Origin of the sequence: Moritella sp. 24, from assembly GCF_018219155.1 — a bacterium.
GTDB lineage: Bacteria > Pseudomonadota > Gammaproteobacteria > Enterobacterales > Moritellaceae > Moritella.
The window spans coordinates 4,069,385-4,087,949 of sequence record NZ_CP056123.1; the positions used below are offsets into that span (position 1 = coordinate 4,069,385).

The 18,565-nt window shown below is 40.0% G+C and carries 16 protein-coding genes and 9 tRNA genes; 21 read left to right on the forward strand and 4 right to left on the reverse strand.

Annotation, left to right across the window (positions count from 1 at the left end):
* Window positions 1–74: 74 nt before the first annotated feature.
* The gene (gene hemA / locus HWV00_RS18110; protein WP_211683636.1) at window positions 75–1,325 is read right to left on the reverse strand and encodes a glutamyl-tRNA reductase; all 1,251 of its coding nucleotides are present in this window, start codon (window positions 1,323–1,325) and stop codon (window positions 75–77) included.
* Window positions 1,326–1,476: 151 nt separating this feature from the next.
* Between hemA and lolB the strand changes: the two genes are divergently transcribed.
* The 15 genes from lolB to HWV00_RS18185 all read left to right on the forward strand — a co-directional run bounded on the left by lolB (window position 1,477) and on the right by HWV00_RS18185 (window position 9,575).
* Window positions 1,477–2,085 carry a lipoprotein insertase outer membrane protein LolB gene (gene lolB, locus HWV00_RS18115; RefSeq protein WP_211683638.1) on the forward strand — a complete coding sequence of 203 codons (609 nt, stop codon included), beginning with the start codon at window positions 1,477–1,479 and terminating at the stop codon, window positions 2,083–2,085.
* Window positions 2,072–2,935 (forward strand): 4-(cytidine 5'-diphospho)-2-C-methyl-D-erythritol kinase, encoded by an 864-nt coding sequence (gene ispE / locus HWV00_RS18120; RefSeq protein ID WP_211683640.1) that lies wholly within the window; start codon window positions 2,072–2,074, stop codon window positions 2,933–2,935. Before lolB ends, ispE begins: the two co-directional genes overlap by 14 nt.
* 178 nt (window positions 2,936–3,113) lie before the next feature.
* Window positions 3,114–4,058 carry a ribose-phosphate pyrophosphokinase gene (locus HWV00_RS18125; RefSeq protein ID WP_211683642.1) on the forward strand — a complete coding sequence of 315 codons (945 nt, stop codon included), beginning with the start codon at window positions 3,114–3,116 and terminating at the stop codon, window positions 4,056–4,058.
* A gap of 282 nt (window positions 4,059–4,340) precedes the next feature.
* A complete protein-coding gene (pth, locus tag HWV00_RS18130; RefSeq protein WP_211683644.1) occupies window positions 4,341–4,931 on the forward strand; it encodes an aminoacyl-tRNA hydrolase in 591 nt (196 codons plus the stop codon).
* Window positions 4,932–5,023: 92 nt separating this feature from the next.
* A complete protein-coding gene (gene ychF / locus HWV00_RS18135; protein WP_211683646.1) occupies window positions 5,024–6,115 on the forward strand; it encodes a redox-regulated ATPase YchF in 1,092 nt (363 codons plus the stop codon).
* A 384-nt stretch (window positions 6,116–6,499) separates the two neighbouring features.
* A tRNA-Met gene (locus tag HWV00_RS18140) sits at window positions 6,500–6,576 on the forward strand.
* Between the two features lie 16 nt (window positions 6,577–6,592).
* Window positions 6,593–6,667, forward strand: a tRNA-Gln gene (locus tag HWV00_RS18145).
* A 103-nt stretch (window positions 6,668–6,770) separates the two neighbouring features.
* Window positions 6,771–6,855, forward strand: a tRNA-Leu gene (locus HWV00_RS18150).
* Window positions 6,856–6,888: 33 nt separating this feature from the next.
* Window positions 6,889–6,963 (forward strand) — tRNA-Gln (locus HWV00_RS18155).
* 95 nt (window positions 6,964–7,058) lie between these two features.
* Window positions 7,059–7,143: transfer RNA gene (locus HWV00_RS18160), tRNA-Leu, on the forward strand.
* Between the two features lie 35 nt (window positions 7,144–7,178).
* Window positions 7,179–7,253: transfer RNA gene (locus HWV00_RS18165), tRNA-Gln, on the forward strand.
* Window positions 7,254–7,301: 48 nt separating this feature from the next.
* Window positions 7,302–7,378 (forward strand) — tRNA-Met (locus tag HWV00_RS18170).
* Window positions 7,379–7,401: 23 nt separating this feature from the next.
* Window positions 7,402–7,486, forward strand: a tRNA-Leu gene (locus HWV00_RS18175).
* Between the two features lie 42 nt (window positions 7,487–7,528).
* Window positions 7,529–7,603, forward strand: a tRNA-Gln gene (locus HWV00_RS18180).
* A 361-nt stretch (window positions 7,604–7,964) separates the two neighbouring features.
* Complete coding sequence (locus HWV00_RS18185; RefSeq protein ID WP_211683647.1) at window positions 7,965–9,575, forward strand: methyl-accepting chemotaxis protein; 1,611 nt, start codon at window positions 7,965–7,967, stop codon at window positions 9,573–9,575.
* 10 nt (window positions 9,576–9,585) lie between these two features.
* On the opposite strand, the gene HWV00_RS18190 is transcribed toward HWV00_RS18185, so the two are convergent.
* The gene (locus HWV00_RS18190) at window positions 9,586–10,758 is read right to left on the reverse strand and encodes an FAD-dependent oxidoreductase (RefSeq protein ID WP_211686687.1); all 1,173 of its coding nucleotides are present in this window, start codon (window positions 10,756–10,758) and stop codon (window positions 9,586–9,588) included.
* A 223-nt stretch (window positions 10,759–10,981) separates the two neighbouring features.
* Here HWV00_RS18190 and miaB point away from each other — a divergent pair, with 223 nt between their 5' ends.
* The 5 genes from miaB (at window position 10,982) to lnt (ending at window position 16,468) form a co-directional block, all read left to right on the forward strand.
* On the forward strand, window positions 10,982–12,412 hold the full coding sequence (gene miaB, locus HWV00_RS18195; protein WP_211683648.1) for a tRNA (N6-isopentenyl adenosine(37)-C2)-methylthiotransferase MiaB: 1,431 nt from the start codon (window positions 10,982–10,984) through the stop codon (window positions 12,410–12,412).
* Between the two features lie 30 nt (window positions 12,413–12,442).
* The gene (locus tag HWV00_RS18200; protein WP_211683649.1) at window positions 12,443–13,480 is read left to right on the forward strand and encodes a PhoH family protein; all 1,038 of its coding nucleotides are present in this window, start codon (window positions 12,443–12,445) and stop codon (window positions 13,478–13,480) included.
* Window positions 13,477–13,938, forward strand: a complete 462-nt coding sequence (gene ybeY, locus HWV00_RS18205; protein WP_211683650.1) for an rRNA maturation RNase YbeY — start codon at window positions 13,477–13,479, stop codon at window positions 13,936–13,938. Before HWV00_RS18200 ends, ybeY begins: the two co-directional genes overlap by 4 nt.
* A gap of 42 nt (window positions 13,939–13,980) precedes the next feature.
* Window positions 13,981–14,865 carry a CNNM family magnesium/cobalt transport protein CorC gene (corC, locus tag HWV00_RS18210; RefSeq protein ID WP_211683651.1) on the forward strand — a complete coding sequence of 295 codons (885 nt, stop codon included), beginning with the start codon at window positions 13,981–13,983 and terminating at the stop codon, window positions 14,863–14,865.
* 139 nt (window positions 14,866–15,004) lie between these two features.
* Window positions 15,005–16,468 (forward strand): apolipoprotein N-acyltransferase, encoded by a 1,464-nt coding sequence (gene lnt / locus HWV00_RS18215; RefSeq protein WP_255555038.1) that lies wholly within the window; start codon window positions 15,005–15,007, stop codon window positions 16,466–16,468.
* Window positions 16,469–16,548: 80 nt separating this feature from the next.
* Here lnt and HWV00_RS18220 read toward each other — a convergent pair whose 3' ends face one another.
* Window positions 16,549–16,923 (reverse strand): SirB2 family protein, encoded by a 375-nt coding sequence (locus HWV00_RS18220; protein WP_211683652.1) that lies wholly within the window; start codon window positions 16,921–16,923, stop codon window positions 16,549–16,551.
* A gap of 217 nt (window positions 16,924–17,140) precedes the next feature.
* Here HWV00_RS18220 and HWV00_RS18225 point away from each other — a divergent pair, with 217 nt between their 5' ends.
* Window positions 17,141–17,770, forward strand: a complete 630-nt coding sequence (locus tag HWV00_RS18225) for an MBL fold metallo-hydrolase (RefSeq protein ID WP_211683653.1) — start codon at window positions 17,141–17,143, stop codon at window positions 17,768–17,770.
* A gap of 81 nt (window positions 17,771–17,851) precedes the next feature.
* Here HWV00_RS18225 and HWV00_RS18230 read toward each other — a convergent pair whose 3' ends face one another.
* Window positions 17,852–18,487, reverse strand: coding sequence for a bifunctional 4-hydroxy-2-oxoglutarate aldolase/2-dehydro-3-deoxy-phosphogluconate aldolase (locus tag HWV00_RS18230; RefSeq protein WP_211683654.1), 636 nt, complete (start codon window positions 18,485–18,487; stop codon window positions 17,852–17,854).
* Window positions 18,488–18,565: the final 78 nt, after the last annotated feature.

Below are 18,565 nucleotides of genomic sequence, written 5' to 3' on the forward strand. Positions count from 1 at the left end.
AATAGAGTGGTCAGTTGCTAATGAATACTAATTATCAGCAACTGTAATATTTATTACATTTAGAGGAAGAATTACTAATCAAGACCAACAACACGACGCACTAATAATAGTTCGTCATCTTGATTACGCTTACCAGCACTCACTAACGCTTGAGTTGGCGCGTGGATAAGTTTATTCGTTAATTTGTTCGCTAACTCGGTCAGTACACGCTCACAGTCGGTGCCATTTTGCATCGCAGCGATTGCCCTTTCGAGTAATATTTCTTTTTCAGCCATTGCAGAGGTGCGGTATTCTTTAATTGAATCAACACTTGATAATGATGCTATCCATTCAGAAAATAACAATGTTTCTTCAGTAATAATATGTTCAGCTTGTTGCGCTGCATCTTGGCGTGCTTCTTTATTTTGTTCGATGATGCCTTGCAAGTCATCCACTGTATATAAATAAGCGTTACCTAATTCCCCCACCTCTTCTTCAATATCACGCGGAACCGCAATATCAACCAAGAAAATCGGTTTTTGTTTACGTTGTTTCAACGCACTTTCAATCATTCCTTTACCTATTATCGGTAATGGGCTTGCTGTTGAGCTGATAACAATATCGGCATTGTGTAAATGCTGAGGAATTTCTTCTAACGTAAAGGTTGTCGCACCAAACTTTTCACCCAGCGCTTGTGCACGAGATACGGTACGGTTAGCCACCATCATCTCACTCACATTTTGCTCTGCAAGATGGGTAGCAACAAGATCAATTGTTTCACCAGCACCAATCAATAACACGCGTGTTTTCGACAAATCATCAAAGATATGTTTACTTAAACTCACCGCTGCAAATGCGACTGATACCGCATTAGCACCGATCTCAGTTTCGGTGCGCACACGTTTTGCCGCTGTAAATGTTTTTTGAAATAGCTTTTCGAGGGTCTGAGCGACAGAATTTAATTGTTTTGCTTTTGCAAACGCTTGCTTTATCTGTCCCAGAATTTGAGGTTCACCTAATACGAGTGAATCCAAACCACCTGCAACACGCATTAAATGACGAACCGCATCAGCATCGTAATGACGGTAAGTACATGATGCAAGCTCATCAGCAGGTATCTGATGGAAGTCAACTAACCACTGCGTAACACGCTCAGGTTGGCCTTGCTCAATCTTGCAATATATCTCTGTACGATTACAAGTTGAAACTATCACCGCCTCAGAAGCAACGCCCTCAGCAATTATGCTGGTAAAGGCATCTTCAATATTGTCGGGTGAAAAAGCGACCTTTTCACGTAGTGATACAGGTGCCGTATTATGATTTATACCAAGTGCTAACAGAGTCATGTATTACTTACAGTGAATAGTTATAAAAACAAATAGAACATTCATTCTACGCAAAAAGTATGAATTTTTAAAGTGACAAAACCATGCATATCTGTTTTTATAAGCCCATGCTTGCTCTTTATCATCATTACTTTATTTTTTTGAGTATCTTATGACATTTCAGCGTTCTATTTACATCTTAATTGTGAGTGTATTACTCAGCGCCTGTAGTACAACAACACAGTACCAAGCGCCAACGGGTAGTCCAGAACAATTATGGCAGCAACATCAGTTGCAATTACAAAAAATTAAAACTTGGCAACTACAAGGACAAATTGCGTTTATTAGTCCTGACTCTCGTCATTCTGCCACGTTAAACTGGCAGCAATATACTAACGATTTCAACATCAATTTAACGGGGCCATTTGGTATTCATGTGCTCACGATTAAGCGCAGTGATAATATCTCGACTCTAATTCTAGACGATGATAGTCAATATCAAAGTAATAATACGCAAGCGCTTATTAACCAACTCAGTCCAATACCTATTCCGGTAAGCGAGTTACGTTCTTGGATCTTAGGTGATCCGCTTACCGACGATATTACCCTTGATAGCTTTGGCCGAGTAACTAAAGCGACTCATCCACAAGGCTGGACGCTCCGCTATACTAAATATCAACGCATCGATAATATGTGGTTACCCAAAAATATTGAAATCAAAAATGATGACATGCGTATAAAAATATCGACTCGAAACTGGAAGTTAAATGCAACAAACTAATACGATTAGCCACTGGTCAGCACCTGCAAAACTAAATCTCTTTCTTTATATAAATGGTCGCCGTCCCGACGGTTATCATGAGTTACAAACATTATTTCAATTTGTTGATATTGGTGATGAGTTAGTCATCTCGCCTAATCTAAATGATGATATAACGATTACCCCTGAGATACCGGGTGTACCCGTTACCGAAAATATCATCTATCAAGCAGCCATGGCGCTTAAAGCACATTCATCATTACCACTAGGTGCTGACATTAAGCTCACCAAAAACCTACCTATGGGTGGCGGTTTAGGTGGTGGTTCTTCAGATGCTGCAACGACCTTAGTCGCACTAAATAAATTATGGCAGTTACAGTTGGATGAAGATCAATTAGCTGCAATAGGAGTCAAACTTGGTGCAGACGTGCCAGTCTTTGTTCGTGGCCATGCAGCATTTGCAGAAGGAATTGGTGAAGTTCTCACCTCAATAGAGGTAGAAGAGAAGTATTATCTTATTGCAGTACCTGACACACAGGTCAACACTGCAAAATTATTTTCGGACCCAGAGTTAATCCGCGATACGCCAAAACGCCCGCTGCATCAGTTGTTACAAGAAGAATGGAAAAATGACTTTGAGCCAACTGTGAAAAAACGTCATCCCGAGGTTGCAAAAGCATTAGAGTGGTTGCTAAAATATGCGCCATCTCGACTGACAGGTTCCGGTTGTTGCGTTTTTTCTGAGTTTAAAACTAAGTCTGATGCATTAACAGTATTAGCTAAAGCGCCTGAAGGCATGCAAATTTATATCGCGAAGAGCTTAAATAAATCACCATTATTACGTGATTTAGAAAACGCGACTATTGCATGATTGAAAAACACTGCGCAATAATAATGAACACTAGAAAATAAATGCAATACTTGAATCTTAGCTATTAAGTTGTTACCAAATTCTAAGAGATTAACGCTGGGGATCTCTACTAAGCAGTTCGCTGTTTAGGAGTATAATTATATCCCGGCCAAATACATCGATTACCTGAGGTTACACCGTGCCCGACATGAAGCTCTTTGCTGGTAACGCTACACCAGAACTTGCACAGAAAGTTGCAGACCGCCTTTTCATTCAACTTGGCAAAGCCAAAGTTGGTCGCTTTAGCGATGGTGAAATTAGTGTTGAAATTGAAGAAAATGTACGTGGTGGAGATATCTTCATCCTACAGTCTACTTGTGCACCAACTAACGACAACCTAATGGAATTGATCGTTATGGTTGACGCAATGCGTCGCGCATCTGCTGGCCGTATTACTGCAGTAATCCCTTACTTTGGTTATGCTCGTCAAGATCGTCGTGTACGTTCTTCTCGTGTGCCAATTACAGCTAAAGTTGTTGCAGATTTCCTTTCAAGTGTTGGTGTTGACCGTGTATTAACGGTTGATCTACATGCTGAACAAATCCAAGGTTTCTTCGATGTGCCTGTTGATAATGTATTTGGTACGCCAGTATTATTAGAAGACATGCAAGAAAAGAATCTTGAAAACCCAGTGATCGTATCTCCGGATATCGGTGGTGTTGTACGTGCTCGTGCTAACGCTAAATTACTTGACGAAGCTGACCTTGCGATTATCGACAAACGTCGTCCAAAAGCAAACGTAGCACAAGTAATGCATATTATTGGTGATGTTAAAGACCGTGACTGTATCCTTGTTGATGACATGATCGATACTGGCGGTACATTATGTGCAGCAGCAGTAGCACTAAAGAAAAATGGCGCGAAACGTGTATTTGCTTACGCGACTCACCCAGTATTCTCTGGTAATGCAGTAGAGAACCTACGTGATTCTTGTATCGACGAAATCGTTGTAACAGACTCAGTACCACTATCTCCAGAAATTGCTGCTCTACCAAACGTTCGCGTATTAAGCTTAAGCCCTATGCTTGCAGAATCAATTCGCCGCGTTAGCAATGAAGAATCTATTTCGGCAATGTTTAAATAATTTAGACTACTTTTTAAAGCATCTGTTAAGACTCTTTAAAACGTTCAGTAACTAAATTTAAGCACTGCAATAAAACCGAGTTTGGTGATGCCAGACTCGGTTTTTTAGTTCTACCACTTCCCCAAATAATAACGTAACAACTCACGTTCAGACCTTTCACTCACTCGTCAGTTGAGGTTTTCCCTGACACAGGGTAAAATAGCGCGTTTTTTATTCAATGAGTAACGAAGCTATTGGCTAGATAACTCATTACGCAATCATTACAGCAATTATAGGTATACCATGAGCAACGACATTCGTTTAATTGTCGGCCTGGCAAATCCAGGACAAGAATACAGCCGCACACGTCATAATGCTGGTGCCTGGTTTATTAACGAATTAGCAAAATGGCACAACACACAGTTACGTGAAGAAACAAAATATTTTGGTCATACAGCCCGTATTAATGTGGCAGGCCAAGATGTACGCTTACTCGTACCGACTACGTTCATGAATTTAAGCGGTAAATCAGTTGCTGCACTGGCAAAATTCTACCAAATTGAAATCACACAGATTTTAGTTGTTCACGATGAACTCGATTTACCACCTGGAGTCGCTAAATTTAAGCAAGGCGGTAGCCATGGTGGCCATAATGGTCTTAAAGATATCATTAGTAAGATGGCAAACAGCAAAGAATTCTACCGTCTACGTATTGGCATTGGCCACCCGGGCAGTAAAGAAAAAGTAACCGGATACGTACTTGGTAAAGCACAAAAAATAGAACAAGAACAAATGGATGCAGCAATTGATGAAGCAGTCCGCTGTATCGATATTTTAGCTAAAGACGGTATGGTTAAAGCGATGAGTCGTTTACATACGTTTAAAGCACAATGATTAATTAATAAAAAATAAGTAATTAAACACACACAGATAAATTATTTAGCTGTGTGAACCAATTTTAGTACATAGCAAAGAAGGTAAAAATCATGGGTTTTAAATGCGGTATCGTAGGCTTACCAAACGTAGGTAAATCAACACTATTTAATGCATTAACACAAGCTGGTATCGAAGCTGCCAATTTCCCATTCTGCACAATCGAGCCGAATACAGGTGTAGTACCAGTGCCAGATAAGCGTTTAGACGCACTGTCTGCAATTGTAAACCCTGAGCGCGTATTACCAACTACAATGGAATTCGTTGATATCGCAGGCTTAGTAGCTGGCGCATCAAAAGGTGAAGGTCTAGGTAACAAATTCCTAGCAAACATCCGTGAAACAGATGCAATTGGTCATGTTGTACGTTGTTTTGAAAATGAAAACATCATTCACGTGAACAACAAAATTGCACCATTAGATGATATCGAAATCATCAACACAGAACTTGCTCTAGCGGATCTAGATAGCTGTGAACGCGCATTGCTACGTTTAGCTAAAAAAGCAAAAGGCGGCGATAAAGACGCTAAATTTGAAGTACCTGTTGTTGAAAAAATCATTGCTCACCTTGCTGAAGGTGAAATGATCCGTTCTTTAGAACTTTCTAAAGAAGAGATTGCAGCGATTGAATACATGAACTTTTTAACATTGAAACCAACAATGTACATCGCTAACGTAGATGAAGATGGTTTTGAAGATAACGAGCATCTAGATGCAGTACGTGCACTTGCAGCGACAGAAAATGCAGTTGTTGTTGCGATCTGTGCATCAATGGAAGCAGATATTGCTGAACTTGAAGATGAAGAACGTGCAGAGTTCATGGAAGACATGGGTATCGAAGAACCGGGTCTTAACCGTGTAATTCGTGCTGGTTATGAACTACTAACACTACAAACTTACTTCACAGCTGGTGTTAAAGAAGTACGTGCATGGACTATCCCTGTAAACGCAACTGCACCACAAGCGGCAGGTAAGATCCACACTGACTTCGAAAAAGGTTTCATCCGTGCAGAAGTAACGCCTTATGCAGCGTTCATTGAGCACAAAGGTGAAGCAGGCGCTAAGACTGCTGGTCAATGGCGTCTAGAAGGTAAAGATTACATCGTTAAAGATGGTGATGTTGTACATTTCCGTTTCAACGTATAACTTTACTTAAGCTAAGTACCTTAGTTTATATCTAAAGTAAGCACACTAAAACGCTGGCAATTGCCGGCGTTTGTTGTTTCTGGCGTCTGTAAACGAGCTTAATGTAAATAAATCTGCACTATATGAATTAAATAAGCGAATTATAGTGAAATCGCGAAGCTTAGGCGCAATTAATAAAAACACGTAATAACTACGTTGAATTATCAATGTTTGCAGTTTTGATACAAATAGCATAGAGTGACAACAGGATTTGTACACAAATTCAACAAGCGTCATTAAAAATGTTTTTTAACTAAAAAATAGTTGACGAACTTGGCTGTTATTAGCATAATGCGCCCCGTTCCAACGAAACAGGTAACTGCTAGTCGGAATGAGATTTAAGATGGCCATGTAGCTCAGCTGGTTAGAGCACAGCACTCATAATGCTGGGGTCACAGGTTCAAGTCCCGTCATGGCCACCATCTTAATTCGAATTGTAGGGATATCGCCAAGCGGTAAGGCACCGGGTTTTGATCTCGGGATTCTGAGGTTCAAATCCTCATATCCCTGCCATTATATATAACGATTGGCTATTTAGCGGATTGTTAAATTTATAAACACTGTTTATCATTAATTTGATTAACACTACCAAGTTTATAAATATAAAGAATATTGTGCGGAAGTGGCGGAATTGGTAGACGCGCTAGATTTAGGTTCTAGTATCGCAAGGTGTGAGAGTTCAAGTCTCTCCTTCCGCACCATGCTTTAACATGACATTGTCATGAACAAATTGTAGGGATATCGCCAAGCGGTAAGGCACCGGGTTTTGATCTCGGGATTCTGAGGTTCAAATCCTCATATCCCTGCCATATACCAACACAGACTTAGTCAGTGTTAACTTTGTAAGGTTTATTGAACTCTAACCATTCAATACTACCAACCTTGTAAAGATAAAGAATATTGTGCGGAAGTGGCGGAATTGGTAGACGCGCTAGATTTAGGTTCTAGTATCGCAAGGTGTGAGAGTTCAAGTCTCTCCTTCCGCACCATGCTTTAAATATAACTTCGGTTATATAAGATTTGTAGGGATATCGCCAAGCGGTAAGGCACCGGGTTTTGATCTCGGGATTCTGAGGTTCAAATCCTCATATCCCTGCCACTTTATCTAATTCGTATTTATACGGATAAGATGAAAAAAAGTAAGAATGGCCATGTAGCTCAGCTGGTTAGAGCACAGCACTCATAATGCTGGGGTCACAGGTTCAAGTCCCGTCATGGCCACCATTCTTATTTTAAAATAAAACATTGCGGAAGTGGCGGAATTGGTAGACGCGCTAGATTTAGGTTCTAGTATCGTAAGGTGTGAGAGTTCAAGTCTCTCCTTCCGCACCATGTTTTATTGCACAATACAGCAATGCTGTAGCAAAGAATTGTAGGGATATCGCCAAGCGGTAAGGCACCGGGTTTTGATCTCGGGATTCTGAGGTTCAAATCCTCATATCCCTGCCACTTCTTTCCAACTTCTCCCCATGAATACCTCCTCTAATTTCTAATTTCTAATTTCTAATTTCTAATTTCTAATTTCTAATTTCTAATTTCTAATTTCAGTATTTTAATCCCAACTGACTAACACAAACAAAAAACTATAAACTCCCCTCATATCTATCATTTATTTTATTTAAATTGATACCGCAGATAATTCACCGCTATTTACAATCCCCCTCTAAATAAATACCCCTTATGGTCGATATCACATATGTATAAGCGTTATTTTGTTAATATTAATTCGACTAAATACAGTGAAATTAAATACCAATAGCTGTCATTAAGTCGTTGAGATATTTGATTGATTTTATGATGGGAAAAAAAGATGCTACGAAACTTATCTATCACTAAAAAAATAAACCTCGCATTAAGTACCCTTTTTATTCTGATCCTGGCTATTTCAGCATTATCACAAAGTAAACAAGAAACAGATCTTGTTTTATCCATTCTAGAACAACAAGCACATGAACAAGCCGACACTTATTTTGATAGCTTAAATACCATGATGCTAACCGGTAGCATCAATCAACGTGAAACATTACGCCACAAGATGCTAGAGAATGAAAATATTGCAGATATACGCGTGATCCGTGGCGATAAAGTTAATCAACTATACGGAGCAGGGTTCGCGAGTGAGCAGATACAAGATGACTTTGACCGACGAGCATTAACCGGAGAAGTAATAAGCCAAGTGGTAAGCAGCCCAGAAGGTGAAAAATTAATGATCACCAAACCACTCATTGCATCAAAAAATTACCGTGGCACTGATTGTACCGCTTGCCACAATGCAAAAGAAGGCGATGTACTCGGCGCGGTAAGACTCGAATACTCTCTGACAGGTTTCTACCAGCAAGTACAACAAAATATTTTACGCTCAAGTGCAATCTTAGCTGTCGTATTATTTGCAGGACTCTTACTTACCTTGCTCATTATTCGTAAAGTCATCTTAATGCCAATCAATGAGCTAACTAACAGTATGGAGCTTGCAAGCGATACTCAAGATGTAACGACACTCATTGAAGTCAAAAATCATGATGAGATTGGTCGTATGGTGACATCGTTTAACTACATGATGAGTAATTTCCATTACAGCTTAACCCATGTATTAAATACCGCAGAAAACTTAGAAGATATATCGACTAAATTAAGCACCGCATCAACACAAACCTACAACTCTGCACATCAACAAAAACAAGAAGCGGAAACAATTAACGCCAGTATTGCTAATATGCAGATTCAAGTCGAAGATATTCAGTCTAAAGCCAATCTAACCAAGGCAGCATCATCACAGGCCGCATTAGAAACAAACAAGGGTAATTTACTCGCAAGTGCAACAATTGATGAAATTACCACGCTGACAACGCAACTCGATCATGTTGTCGATAAAATGCATCAACTTGGTGAGCAAACCAATAATGTGACAAAAATATTAGGTGTGATTAACTCTATTTCCGAACAAACCAATTTATTAGCGCTTAATGCCGCCATTGAAGCAGCCAGAGCAGGAGAAAGAGGACGAGGCTTTGCTGTCGTTGCAGAAGAAGTTCGTGCATTAGCCATAAAGACAAATAACTCGACTCACGAGATACAAGCAATTGTGAGTACATTAACCGAAACATCGAATAGTTCGTTTAAGGCGATGGACACCGCAAAAACAACCGCGGCATCAGGTGCGATAAAAGTGTCACAATTAGCTGAAATGTTGAATGAGATTGCACGAGAAATGCAGGAAATTAATCAGTTAAATGATTCAGTCACCGAGTCATCTGCAACACAGCAGAACTTAACTACTGATATTCAACATAATATAGAGACGATTACCGTTCATTCCGACGAAACAACAGTCGTCGCTACCCATGCCAATAGCATCAGTCAGGAACTATTAACCCATTCCACTGAACTACTGACAAAAGTAAAAGAGTTTAAACTAAGTTAACACGCTAGAATTAGTTTAACCCAATGGCATAGCGTAGCGCCTGACGCTTTAATGGTCCGGCGCGCTGTGCGATAGCTAATCCAAGATTACGCAACACTTTAGCGGGCGCAGAGTTATTACTGAATACAGAATAAAACAGATCCATGCTGGTTTGCATTAATAGGTTGTCTGGTTTACGACTACGCTGATATTGGTTTAATAATAATTCGGTATCCCAAGCTTCACCTTCTATCACTGCACTTCGAATCAGTTCACATAGCACGTTCACATCTTTAAACCCGATATTAACGCCCTGCCCTGCTAATGGATTAATTGTATGTGCAGCATCACCAAGTAAAACAACTCGACCTTTATAGTACTGCTGTGCATGACGTCGAGTCAGCGGAAATGAGCCATGATTAGTAATTTCAAATTCACCGATCAGATCAGGAAAATGTTTTTGCACTTCCACTTTCAGTTCAGCATTCGATAATTTACTCAAATGATTTATTTGTGCGGTCTGATGATACCAAACCAAAGAGGCTTTATGTCCTGGTAGTGGTAATAACGCCATTGGTCCTGTCGGCGAAAATTCCTGCCAAGTAACGTCTTGCTGTGCCTGCTCGGTATCAATATTAATGAGCATACAGCTTTGGCGATAATCCCAACTACTAATACCAATATTACTTTGTTGACGGATAATCGAATTAGCACCATCAGCACCAAGAACTAACTTAGCTTGCAGTTTCGTACCAGAAGTTAACGTTATTTGAGCGTATTCACTGCACTGCTCTAGCGTTGCAACTTTTTCAGGGCAAAGTAGATGCACATTAGAATGGCGCTTCATCGCTTCAAGTAAGCCCAGTTGAATCACTCGATTTTCAATGATATAACCTAATTTGTCGTAACCAATATCATTAGCGTGAAATTTAGTTTCACAACCACCTTGATCCCAAGTCTCTAAACGACGATAAGGACACAAACGCATTCCGCTGATATTAGTCCAAGCACCAGTTGCAACGAGTAATTGTTGAGACGCTAAGCTAATCGCTGAAACACGCAGATCCATCGGCTGTTCGAATGAAAAAGCGGGCGGTGTTTGTGCTTCAATTACTGCGATCTTAAGTCCCGAAGGCGCGAGTAAATTAGCGGTGCTAGCACCAACCATTCCGCCACCAACAATTATTACATCAAATTCCTGCATCATGCTTCCTGAACCGTTTAAGGATAAATTCTTATCGAATCAGAATTCTAACAAGCTTTACGCCGAAATGATTGCTTTGCCCAATGAAAATTACAGTAAATTTATGCACAGAAGACTCGATCACGTCTAGTCAACAGACTATTAAGGCAGTAGAATACGCGATCTTCTGTGTGTTTTCACACAACTTGAATATCGCAATAAATAATAAAGAGCAACGTGGATAATGAGTAAAAAACTGCACATTAAAACCTGGGGCTGCCAGATGAACGAGTACGATTCATCAAAAATGGCAGACTTGTTAAATGCCGAAAATGGTTTTGAACTGACTGAAAACCCAGAGGAAGCGGATGTTCTTCTATTAAACACCTGTTCTATCAGAGAAAAAGCGCAAGAAAAAGTATTCCACCAACTAGGTCGTTGGAAAAAACTTAAAAAGCGTAATCCAAAATTAGTGATCGGTGTAGGCGGTTGCGTAGCATCACAAGAAGGTGCTGAAATTCAAAAACGCGCACCTATCGTAAACCTTGTATTTGGTCCACAAACCTTACACCGTTTACCAGAAATGATTAATGATGCACAAGCGGGTAAAAAAGGGCTTGTTGACGTTAGCTTCCCTGAAATTGAAAAATTCGATCGCTTACCAGAGCCACGTGCCGAAGGTGTATCAGCATTCGTATCTATCATGGAAGGCTGTTCAAAATACTGTACGTTCTGCGTTGTACCTTATACGCGTGGCGAAGAAGTAAGTCGTCCACTTGACGATATCCTTTACGAAATAGCACAACTTGCAGAGCAAGGTGTACGTGAAGTAAATCTACTTGGTCAGAATGCCAATGCATACCGTGGCGAAATGCACGATGACGATGATATGTGTTCATTTGCAGATCTTTTACGTTATGTTGCTGCAATTGATGGTATTGACCGTATTCGCTATACAACGAGCCACCCAATTGAATTCACAAGTGATATCGTTGAAGTTTATAAAGACACACCTGAAGTTGTATCGCACTTACATCTTCCAGTGCAATCAGGTTCAGACCGTATCCTTACGCTAATGAAACGTTCGCACACTGCAATCGAATACAAATCATTAATCCGTAAACTGCGTAAAGCACGTCCGGGTCTAGTGATGAGTTCAGATTTCATCATCGGTTTCCCAGGTGAAAGCAAACAAGACTTCGCTGATACCATGAAATTGATTGAAGATATTGAATACGATATCAGCTTCAGCTTTATCTACAGTGCACGTCCTGGTACGCCTGCAGCAGATTTACCTGATGATGTATCATTAGAAGAGAAAAAAGAGCGTCTGGCTATTCTACAAACTCGTATTAGCCAAATGTCGCAAAAAATTGGCCGAAATATGGTTAATACTACACAACGTATTTTAGTTGAAGGTCCGTCGAAGAAAAACATCATGGAACTGACTGGTCGAACTGAAAACAACCGTGTTGTTAACTTCGAAGGTTCTCCGGATCTAATCGGTACCTTTGTTGATGTCGACATTGTTGATGTATTCCCTAACTCTATCCGTGGTGTATTTATCCGTGGTGAAGATGAAATGGGTCTACGTAGTGACGTTAAACCAAGTGATATCTTGGCGCGTGCTACAAATCAACCGGATGAGCTAGGTGTTGCTAAGTTCAACCCATAAGAGATAGACTAAGAGCCATTAAGACCATTAATGGCTCTGCCTAATGAGACTATTTTGAACCAGAACACCACAACGCTAGACATATTTTTAGAACCGGCTGACGGGGCGAGATTAGCTCATTTATGTGGCCCATTTGATGACAATCTTAAACAACTTGAACGTCGTTTAGAGGTTGAAATTACTTATCAAAATAATCAATTCCATATTACCGGTAATCCGGTTAACGCGCACAGTTGCATGGATATTCTACGAAATCTTTATATTGAAACTCAGCCTGTTAAAGGCCAAGTAAGCGATATTGAGCCTGAGCAAATCCACCTTGCAATACAAGCATGCCGTTTACTCGAACCAGAACCAGTATCAGCACCAAAAGTCGCGAGTTTTAATACTGTGATTAAAACCAAGCGTGGCATGATTAAGCCGCGTGGTGACAACCAAGCCAATTACATTGCGAATATTTTAACGCATGATATCACCTTTGGTATTGGTCCAGCAGGTACAGGTAAAACCTATTTAGCCGTTGCAGCAGCTGTGGATGCCTTAGAGCGTCAAGAGGTACGTAGAATTTTACTGACTCGCCCAGCCGTTGAAGCAGGTGAAAAACTTGGTTTTCTACCCGGTGATTTAAGCCAAAAAGTCGACCCATATTTACGCCCTCTTTATGATGCGTTATTTGAGATGCTTGGTTTTGAAAAAGTGGAACGTTTAATTGAGCGTAATGTCATAGAGATAGCACCACTTGCCTATATGCGTGGCCGTACACTCAATGATGCGTTTATTATTTTAGATGAGAGTCAAAATACCACCATCGAACAAATGAAAATGTTTTTAACCCGTATTGGTTTTAATTCTAAAGCGGTGATCACAGGTGATATTACGCAAGTTGATCTACCGAAACACATAACGTCAGGCTTACGTCATGCGATGGATGTTTTAGAACCAGTAAAAGACATTAGCTTTAACGTATTCATATCTAATGATGTGGTGCGTCATCCTGTTGTTGCAAAAATTGTCGATGCTTATGAAAACTTTGAAAATAGCATTGCCCGTAAGGATAAAGATTCATGAATACTACACTAGATTTACAAATCGCGACGGAAGACGAATCGCAATTACCAACTGAAGCACAACTAACAACCTGGCTTGATGCTGCGGTTAAACTCTTTCAAGAAAGTGCTGAAGTCACTATTCGTATTGTTGATAACGAAGAAAGCCAACAACTTAATAGCGATTACCGTGGTAAAGACAAGCCTACGAATGTACTGTCATTTCCATTTGAGGTGCCAGAAGGTATTGAATTAAATTTGCTTGGCGATTTAATTATCTGTAAACAAGTCGTTGAACGCGAAGCACAAGAGCAACAAAAACCACTGACCGCACATTGGGCGCACATGGTTATTCATGGAACTTTACATTTACTCGGCTATGATCATATTATCGATGAAGAAGCAGACGAGATGGAAGCGCTAGAAACCGAAATTATGCTAAAACTCGATTTTGAAGACCCCTATATTACTGAAAAGTAGTATTAATACCATTAACGTTAAATAACTTAGGTACAACAAACTATGAACGACGACAAACCTCACTCGACAAACGGTTCATCAAAAAAAGGTTTTTTTGAAAAATTTTCTCAATTATTCCAAGGTGAGCCGAAAAACAGAGAAGAGCTTGTAGAAGTGATCCAGGATGCAGAAAACCGCGAACTGATAGATCAAGACACAAAAGATATGATTGAAGGTGTACTCGAAGTCTCTGGACTGAAAGTAAGGGACATTATGATTCCACGCTCACAAATCATTACGATCGATAAAAGCCAAAAGGTAGAAGAGTTTTTACCTATCATGATTGACTCTGCGCACTCGCGCTTTCCAGTCGTCAATGAAGATAAAGATCATATCGAGGGGATCTTGTTAGCTAAAGATCTACTTAAATTTGTGTTTGCTGGCACACCAGATAGCTTTGAGCTGTCTTCTATTTTACGCCCAGCAGTTGTTGTACCAGAAAGTAAACGTGTTGATAAACTCCTTAAAGAGTTTCGTTCTGAACGCTATCATATGGCCGTTGTGGTTGATGAATTTGGTGGTGTATCAGGTCTTGTTACCATTGAGGATATTCTTGAAGAAATCGTTGGCGAAATTGAAGACGAATTCGATGAAGATGAATCGGCACAAGAAGATATTCGTCGTATTAATAAAAGCGTGTTTTCAGTGCAGGCATTAACACCTGTTGATGATTTTAATGACTACTTTTCATCTATGTTTAAAGATGATGAGGTCGACACAATTGGCGGTATGATTGCCCATGCATTTGGCCATTTACCAGAGCAGGGTGAGATAATCACTGTTGAAGGCTATCAATTTAAAGTCATTTCAGCAGATCGCCGTCGTATTATTCAACTGCAAGTGAAGGTGCCAGAAGCACAACTTGATCGCTTAGCTGAATCTGCTTAACCGTCTCAGTGACAGGTTACTCCGCTTGTCGCTGAATATTGCAACAAAGGAATAACCTATCAAACCACTGATTCATAAAATAGGCGCGTCACTTGCTGGCGCGCTTAGCGTTTTTGCTTTTGCTCCATTTGACTACACCATTAGCTTATACGTTTCACTCTTTGCCCTACTCTTTATTCTTGATAATAAATCAGCAAAACACGCAGCCGGATACGGTTTTCTTTGGGGACTCGGTTTCTTCATAGCAGGCATCCACTGGGTTGCAGTAAGCATCTTAGACTTCGGTGGTTTACCCGTGCCTGTCGCAGGGCTACTTGTTGTATTACTCTGTGCTTATCTTGCTATTTACCCTGCACTTTGTGCTTATCTACTTAACCGATTTACGTCACACTCCAGCTTGCTACGCTACTTTATCGCTTTTCCTGCTATTTGGTTAATTACCGATTGGTTACGTGGTTGGGTTATGACCGGTTTTCCTTGGCTGCAATTTGGTTATAGCCAAATGGATACCCCACTCGTTAACTACGCACCGCTGCTTGGCGTAGAGGGGATCACCGTTGCAGTTTGTTTAATCACGGCAAGCTTATACTATGCTTATCGCGAACGTAAATTTATCATCTCCGCAGCAGTTATTTCGGTTATCGTATTTTCAGCGATGGCGTTACAAGGCCAACAGTGGACAACGCCACAGGCATCAAAATCAATTGCATTAGTACAGGGTAATACAGAACAAGATGAAAAATGGTTACCTGAAAAACGAACAGACATTCTTAATGAATACCTAAAGTTAAGTTTAGATCATACCGATGCTGATATTATTATTTGGCCAGAATCGGCAATTCCAGCTTTAGAGTTTCAAGTTAAAAGTTACTTAGACTATGTATCAGAACTGATGCGTGAGAGTAATACGACACTCATCACTGGCATTATTAATTACCAGCGTGTTGATAACATTGATGAATATTACAATGCAGTGATCGTACTGGGTCAGCCTCAAGAGCATAAAAATCATTCACCAATTAATGATCGTTATTACAAAAACAAACTATTACCAATTGGTGAGTTCGTGCCTTTCGAAGACTTACTCAGACCAATTGCACCACTCTTCAATTTACCCATGTCGTCATTTCAACGTGGTGGTGAAGAACAATTAAATCTAGCCGCAAGTAATGTGCATATTGCCACAGCTATTTGTTATGAAATTGCCTTTAACCAAACCTTAGTAAAAACGGTAACACCTGATACAGGGTTTATTTTAACAGTAAGTAACGATGCATGGTTTGGTACTTCTATTGGTCCCGACCAACATTTAGAAATAGCGAGAATGCGGGCATTCGAATTTCAACGTCCTGTCATTCGTAGCACTAATACTGGTATTACTGCGATTTACGATGCTCAAGGTCAAGAGGTTGGTCGTATTGCTCAATTTGAAAAAGCGGTATTACGTGCGGAAGTAACGCCTTATCAGGGTACAACACCGTTTAATCGTTACGGTAATACGCCTTTATTAATATTGTCTTTCTTATTATTCGGTGCAGTATTCGTTCATGCTCTCATTACGAAAAAATATCAGGCTAAACGTCTGGTTAGTCATTCGTTATAAATACAGCTAAGCACAACAGAGCAATAAAAATGGCACTTTTAAAGTGCCATTTTTATCATTTCAAACAATCTGATTTATATTTACATAAATAATGCGACTTTTGTTTTCGCTATATAGAAGATAGTAACAAAAAACACCATCGTCACTGCGATACAGGCTTGGCGCACTTTTAAATTCATCTTAGGTTTAAACGCAAGCATTGCAAAACCAACATAAGCAAATAGCAGCACAAGTTTTTCAGTTACCCAAGCATCAACAAACGGATATTGATTAATCGTCGCACATAACGCAAAACCCGAGAGGATTAATACTAGGTTAAGCACCTTGTGGATCTTAAAAAGTATATAGTTATTAATCAATTCAGAGCCTTTAATTGCCCAAAACGTACGTAATGCAAAACTGAGTAAACTAATTAACAATAAAGCTAAGTGCGCTTTCAATAGCAGTGGATACATAACAATTCCGTGAAATAAGAGAAGTAAGGACTGTTATCATAACGGCCAATTAAATCACTGTTTTGATACAGATCAAGACGTAACAATTGCGCAACAATTTAGACTATATACTCTTGTTCTGCAAAGCATGTACTCTTGTCTTACAAATAGGTAAACTACCGCAACTATATTATATATAGCTAAACAAACACGACTATCTAGCCAAGAGAGATGAGCAATGCAAGTTAAAGTCATTCCAGTTACGCCTTTTGAACAAAATTGCAGTCTATTAATCTGCCCTGAAACCAAGAAGGCAGCAATTGTTGATCCTGGTGGCGATGTTGAAAAAATTATTAACCAAATCAATCAGCAAGGCGTTGAAGTAGAAAAGATCTTATTAACCCATGCACATATTGATCACGTTGGCGGCACTGAAGCATTAGCAGCAGCATTAAACGTATCAATTGAAGGTCCACATATTGCTGATAAGTTTTGGTTAGATAAACTACCGATGCAAGGACAAATGTTTGGCTTTCCACAAGTACCACCATTCGAACCACAACGCTGGTTAGAACACGGTGATACAGTTTCATTTGGTCATCAAGAGTTAACCGTTCTACATACACCAGGTCATACGCCGGGTCATGTTGTATTCAATCACTCAAATACTAAACAAGTTATTGTTGGTGATGTGTTATTCAGTGGTTCTATTGGTCGTACTGATTTCCCACAAGGTTGCTTTAATACTTTAATGACAGCAATCAAAGGCCAGTTATGGACGTTACCAGAAGAGACTGTGTTCTTCCCGGGGCATGGACCAACGTCAACAATCGGTCACGAAAAAAGAACAAATCAACACGTAAGATAATGATTTAACAAAGCTACATTATTTACGTTAAAAATTTAAAGCCCAAGTATATTAAAAATACTTGGGCTTTTTTATGCGTTATTAAACTTGGACTAGCTGACAAGTATCACGCACATTTTTAGCGATGCCATCCCAATCATGTTCAGTGATCGCAGACGGTGTCGCAATCCAGCTGCCACCACAAGCAACGACCTGTGGTATCGCAAGGTAATCCAATACATTACTTGGCTTAATCCCACCTGTTGGCATCAGTTTAATTTGGCTATAAGGTCCAACAAGTGCTTTCACCATATTTACGCCACCAGACGCTTCAGCTGGAAAAAATTTGACGAGATGAATGCCCAACTCTAGTGCTTGTTCGATTTGGCTTGGGTTATTAACACCAGGAATAATTTTAATTCCATGCTCAATACAGTAGTTCACTGTCGTTGGGTTAAAACCAGGACTAATAATAAAATCGGCACCTGCTGCAATCGCCTCATCAACTTGCGTTATGGTGAGTACTGTACCAGCACACAAGATCACATCAGGGAACGCATTACGAATACGGCGAATAGACTCCGCAGCTGCTGCACTACGGAAAGTAATTTCAACCGCTGGTAAGCCATTCTCAGACAATACTTCAACTAGGTTTACCGCATCATCGGCATTTTCAATTTGGATAACAGGCATCACAGCCAGTGTAGCTAACTGATCGATTAACTCATTATTTATCATTCCAATCCGTGTCCTTTTAATTGCGTTATGAATAAATTAAGTGGGCTGTAATTAGCCATAGCTAATTCTATCATGGGG

Excerpts from the sequence above, each read along its gene's own strand:
- ispE (WP_211683640.1), top strand. The coding sequence starts at position 2,072 with ATGCAACAAACTAATACGATTAGCCACTGGTCAGCACCTGCAAAACTA.
- ybeY (WP_211683650.1), top strand. The coding sequence starts at position 13,477 with ATGAATACTACACTAGATTTACAAATCGCGACGGAAGACGAATCGCAA.
- HWV00_RS18225 (WP_211683653.1), top strand. The coding sequence starts at position 17,141 with ATGCAAGTTAAAGTCATTCCAGTTACGCCTTTTGAACAAAATTGCAGT.
- hemA (WP_211683636.1), bottom strand. The coding sequence starts at position 1,325 with ATGACTCTGTTAGCACTTGGTATAAATCATAATACGGCACCTGTATCA.
- HWV00_RS18185 (WP_211683647.1), top strand. The coding sequence starts at position 7,965 with ATGCTACGAAACTTATCTATCACTAAAAAAATAAACCTCGCATTAAGT.
- miaB (WP_211683648.1), top strand. The coding sequence starts at position 10,982 with ATGAGTAAAAAACTGCACATTAAAACCTGGGGCTGCCAGATGAACGAG.
- HWV00_RS18200 (WP_211683649.1), top strand. The coding sequence starts at position 12,443 with ATGGCTCTGCCTAATGAGACTATTTTGAACCAGAACACCACAACGCTA.
- ychF (WP_211683646.1), top strand. The coding sequence starts at position 5,024 with ATGGGTTTTAAATGCGGTATCGTAGGCTTACCAAACGTAGGTAAATCA.
- HWV00_RS18190 (WP_211686687.1), bottom strand. The coding sequence starts at position 10,758 with ATGCAGGAATTTGATGTAATAATTGTTGGTGGCGGAATGGTTGGTGCT.
- HWV00_RS18220 (WP_211683652.1), bottom strand. The coding sequence starts at position 16,923 with ATGTATCCACTGCTATTGAAAGCGCACTTAGCTTTATTGTTAATTAGT.
- lolB (WP_211683638.1), top strand. The coding sequence starts at position 1,477 with ATGACATTTCAGCGTTCTATTTACATCTTAATTGTGAGTGTATTACTC.
- corC (WP_211683651.1), top strand. The coding sequence starts at position 13,981 with ATGAACGACGACAAACCTCACTCGACAAACGGTTCATCAAAAAAAGGT.
- pth (WP_211683644.1), top strand. The coding sequence starts at position 4,341 with ATGAGCAACGACATTCGTTTAATTGTCGGCCTGGCAAATCCAGGACAA.
- HWV00_RS18230 (WP_211683654.1), bottom strand. The coding sequence starts at position 18,487 with ATGATAAATAATGAGTTAATCGATCAGTTAGCTACACTGGCTGTGATG.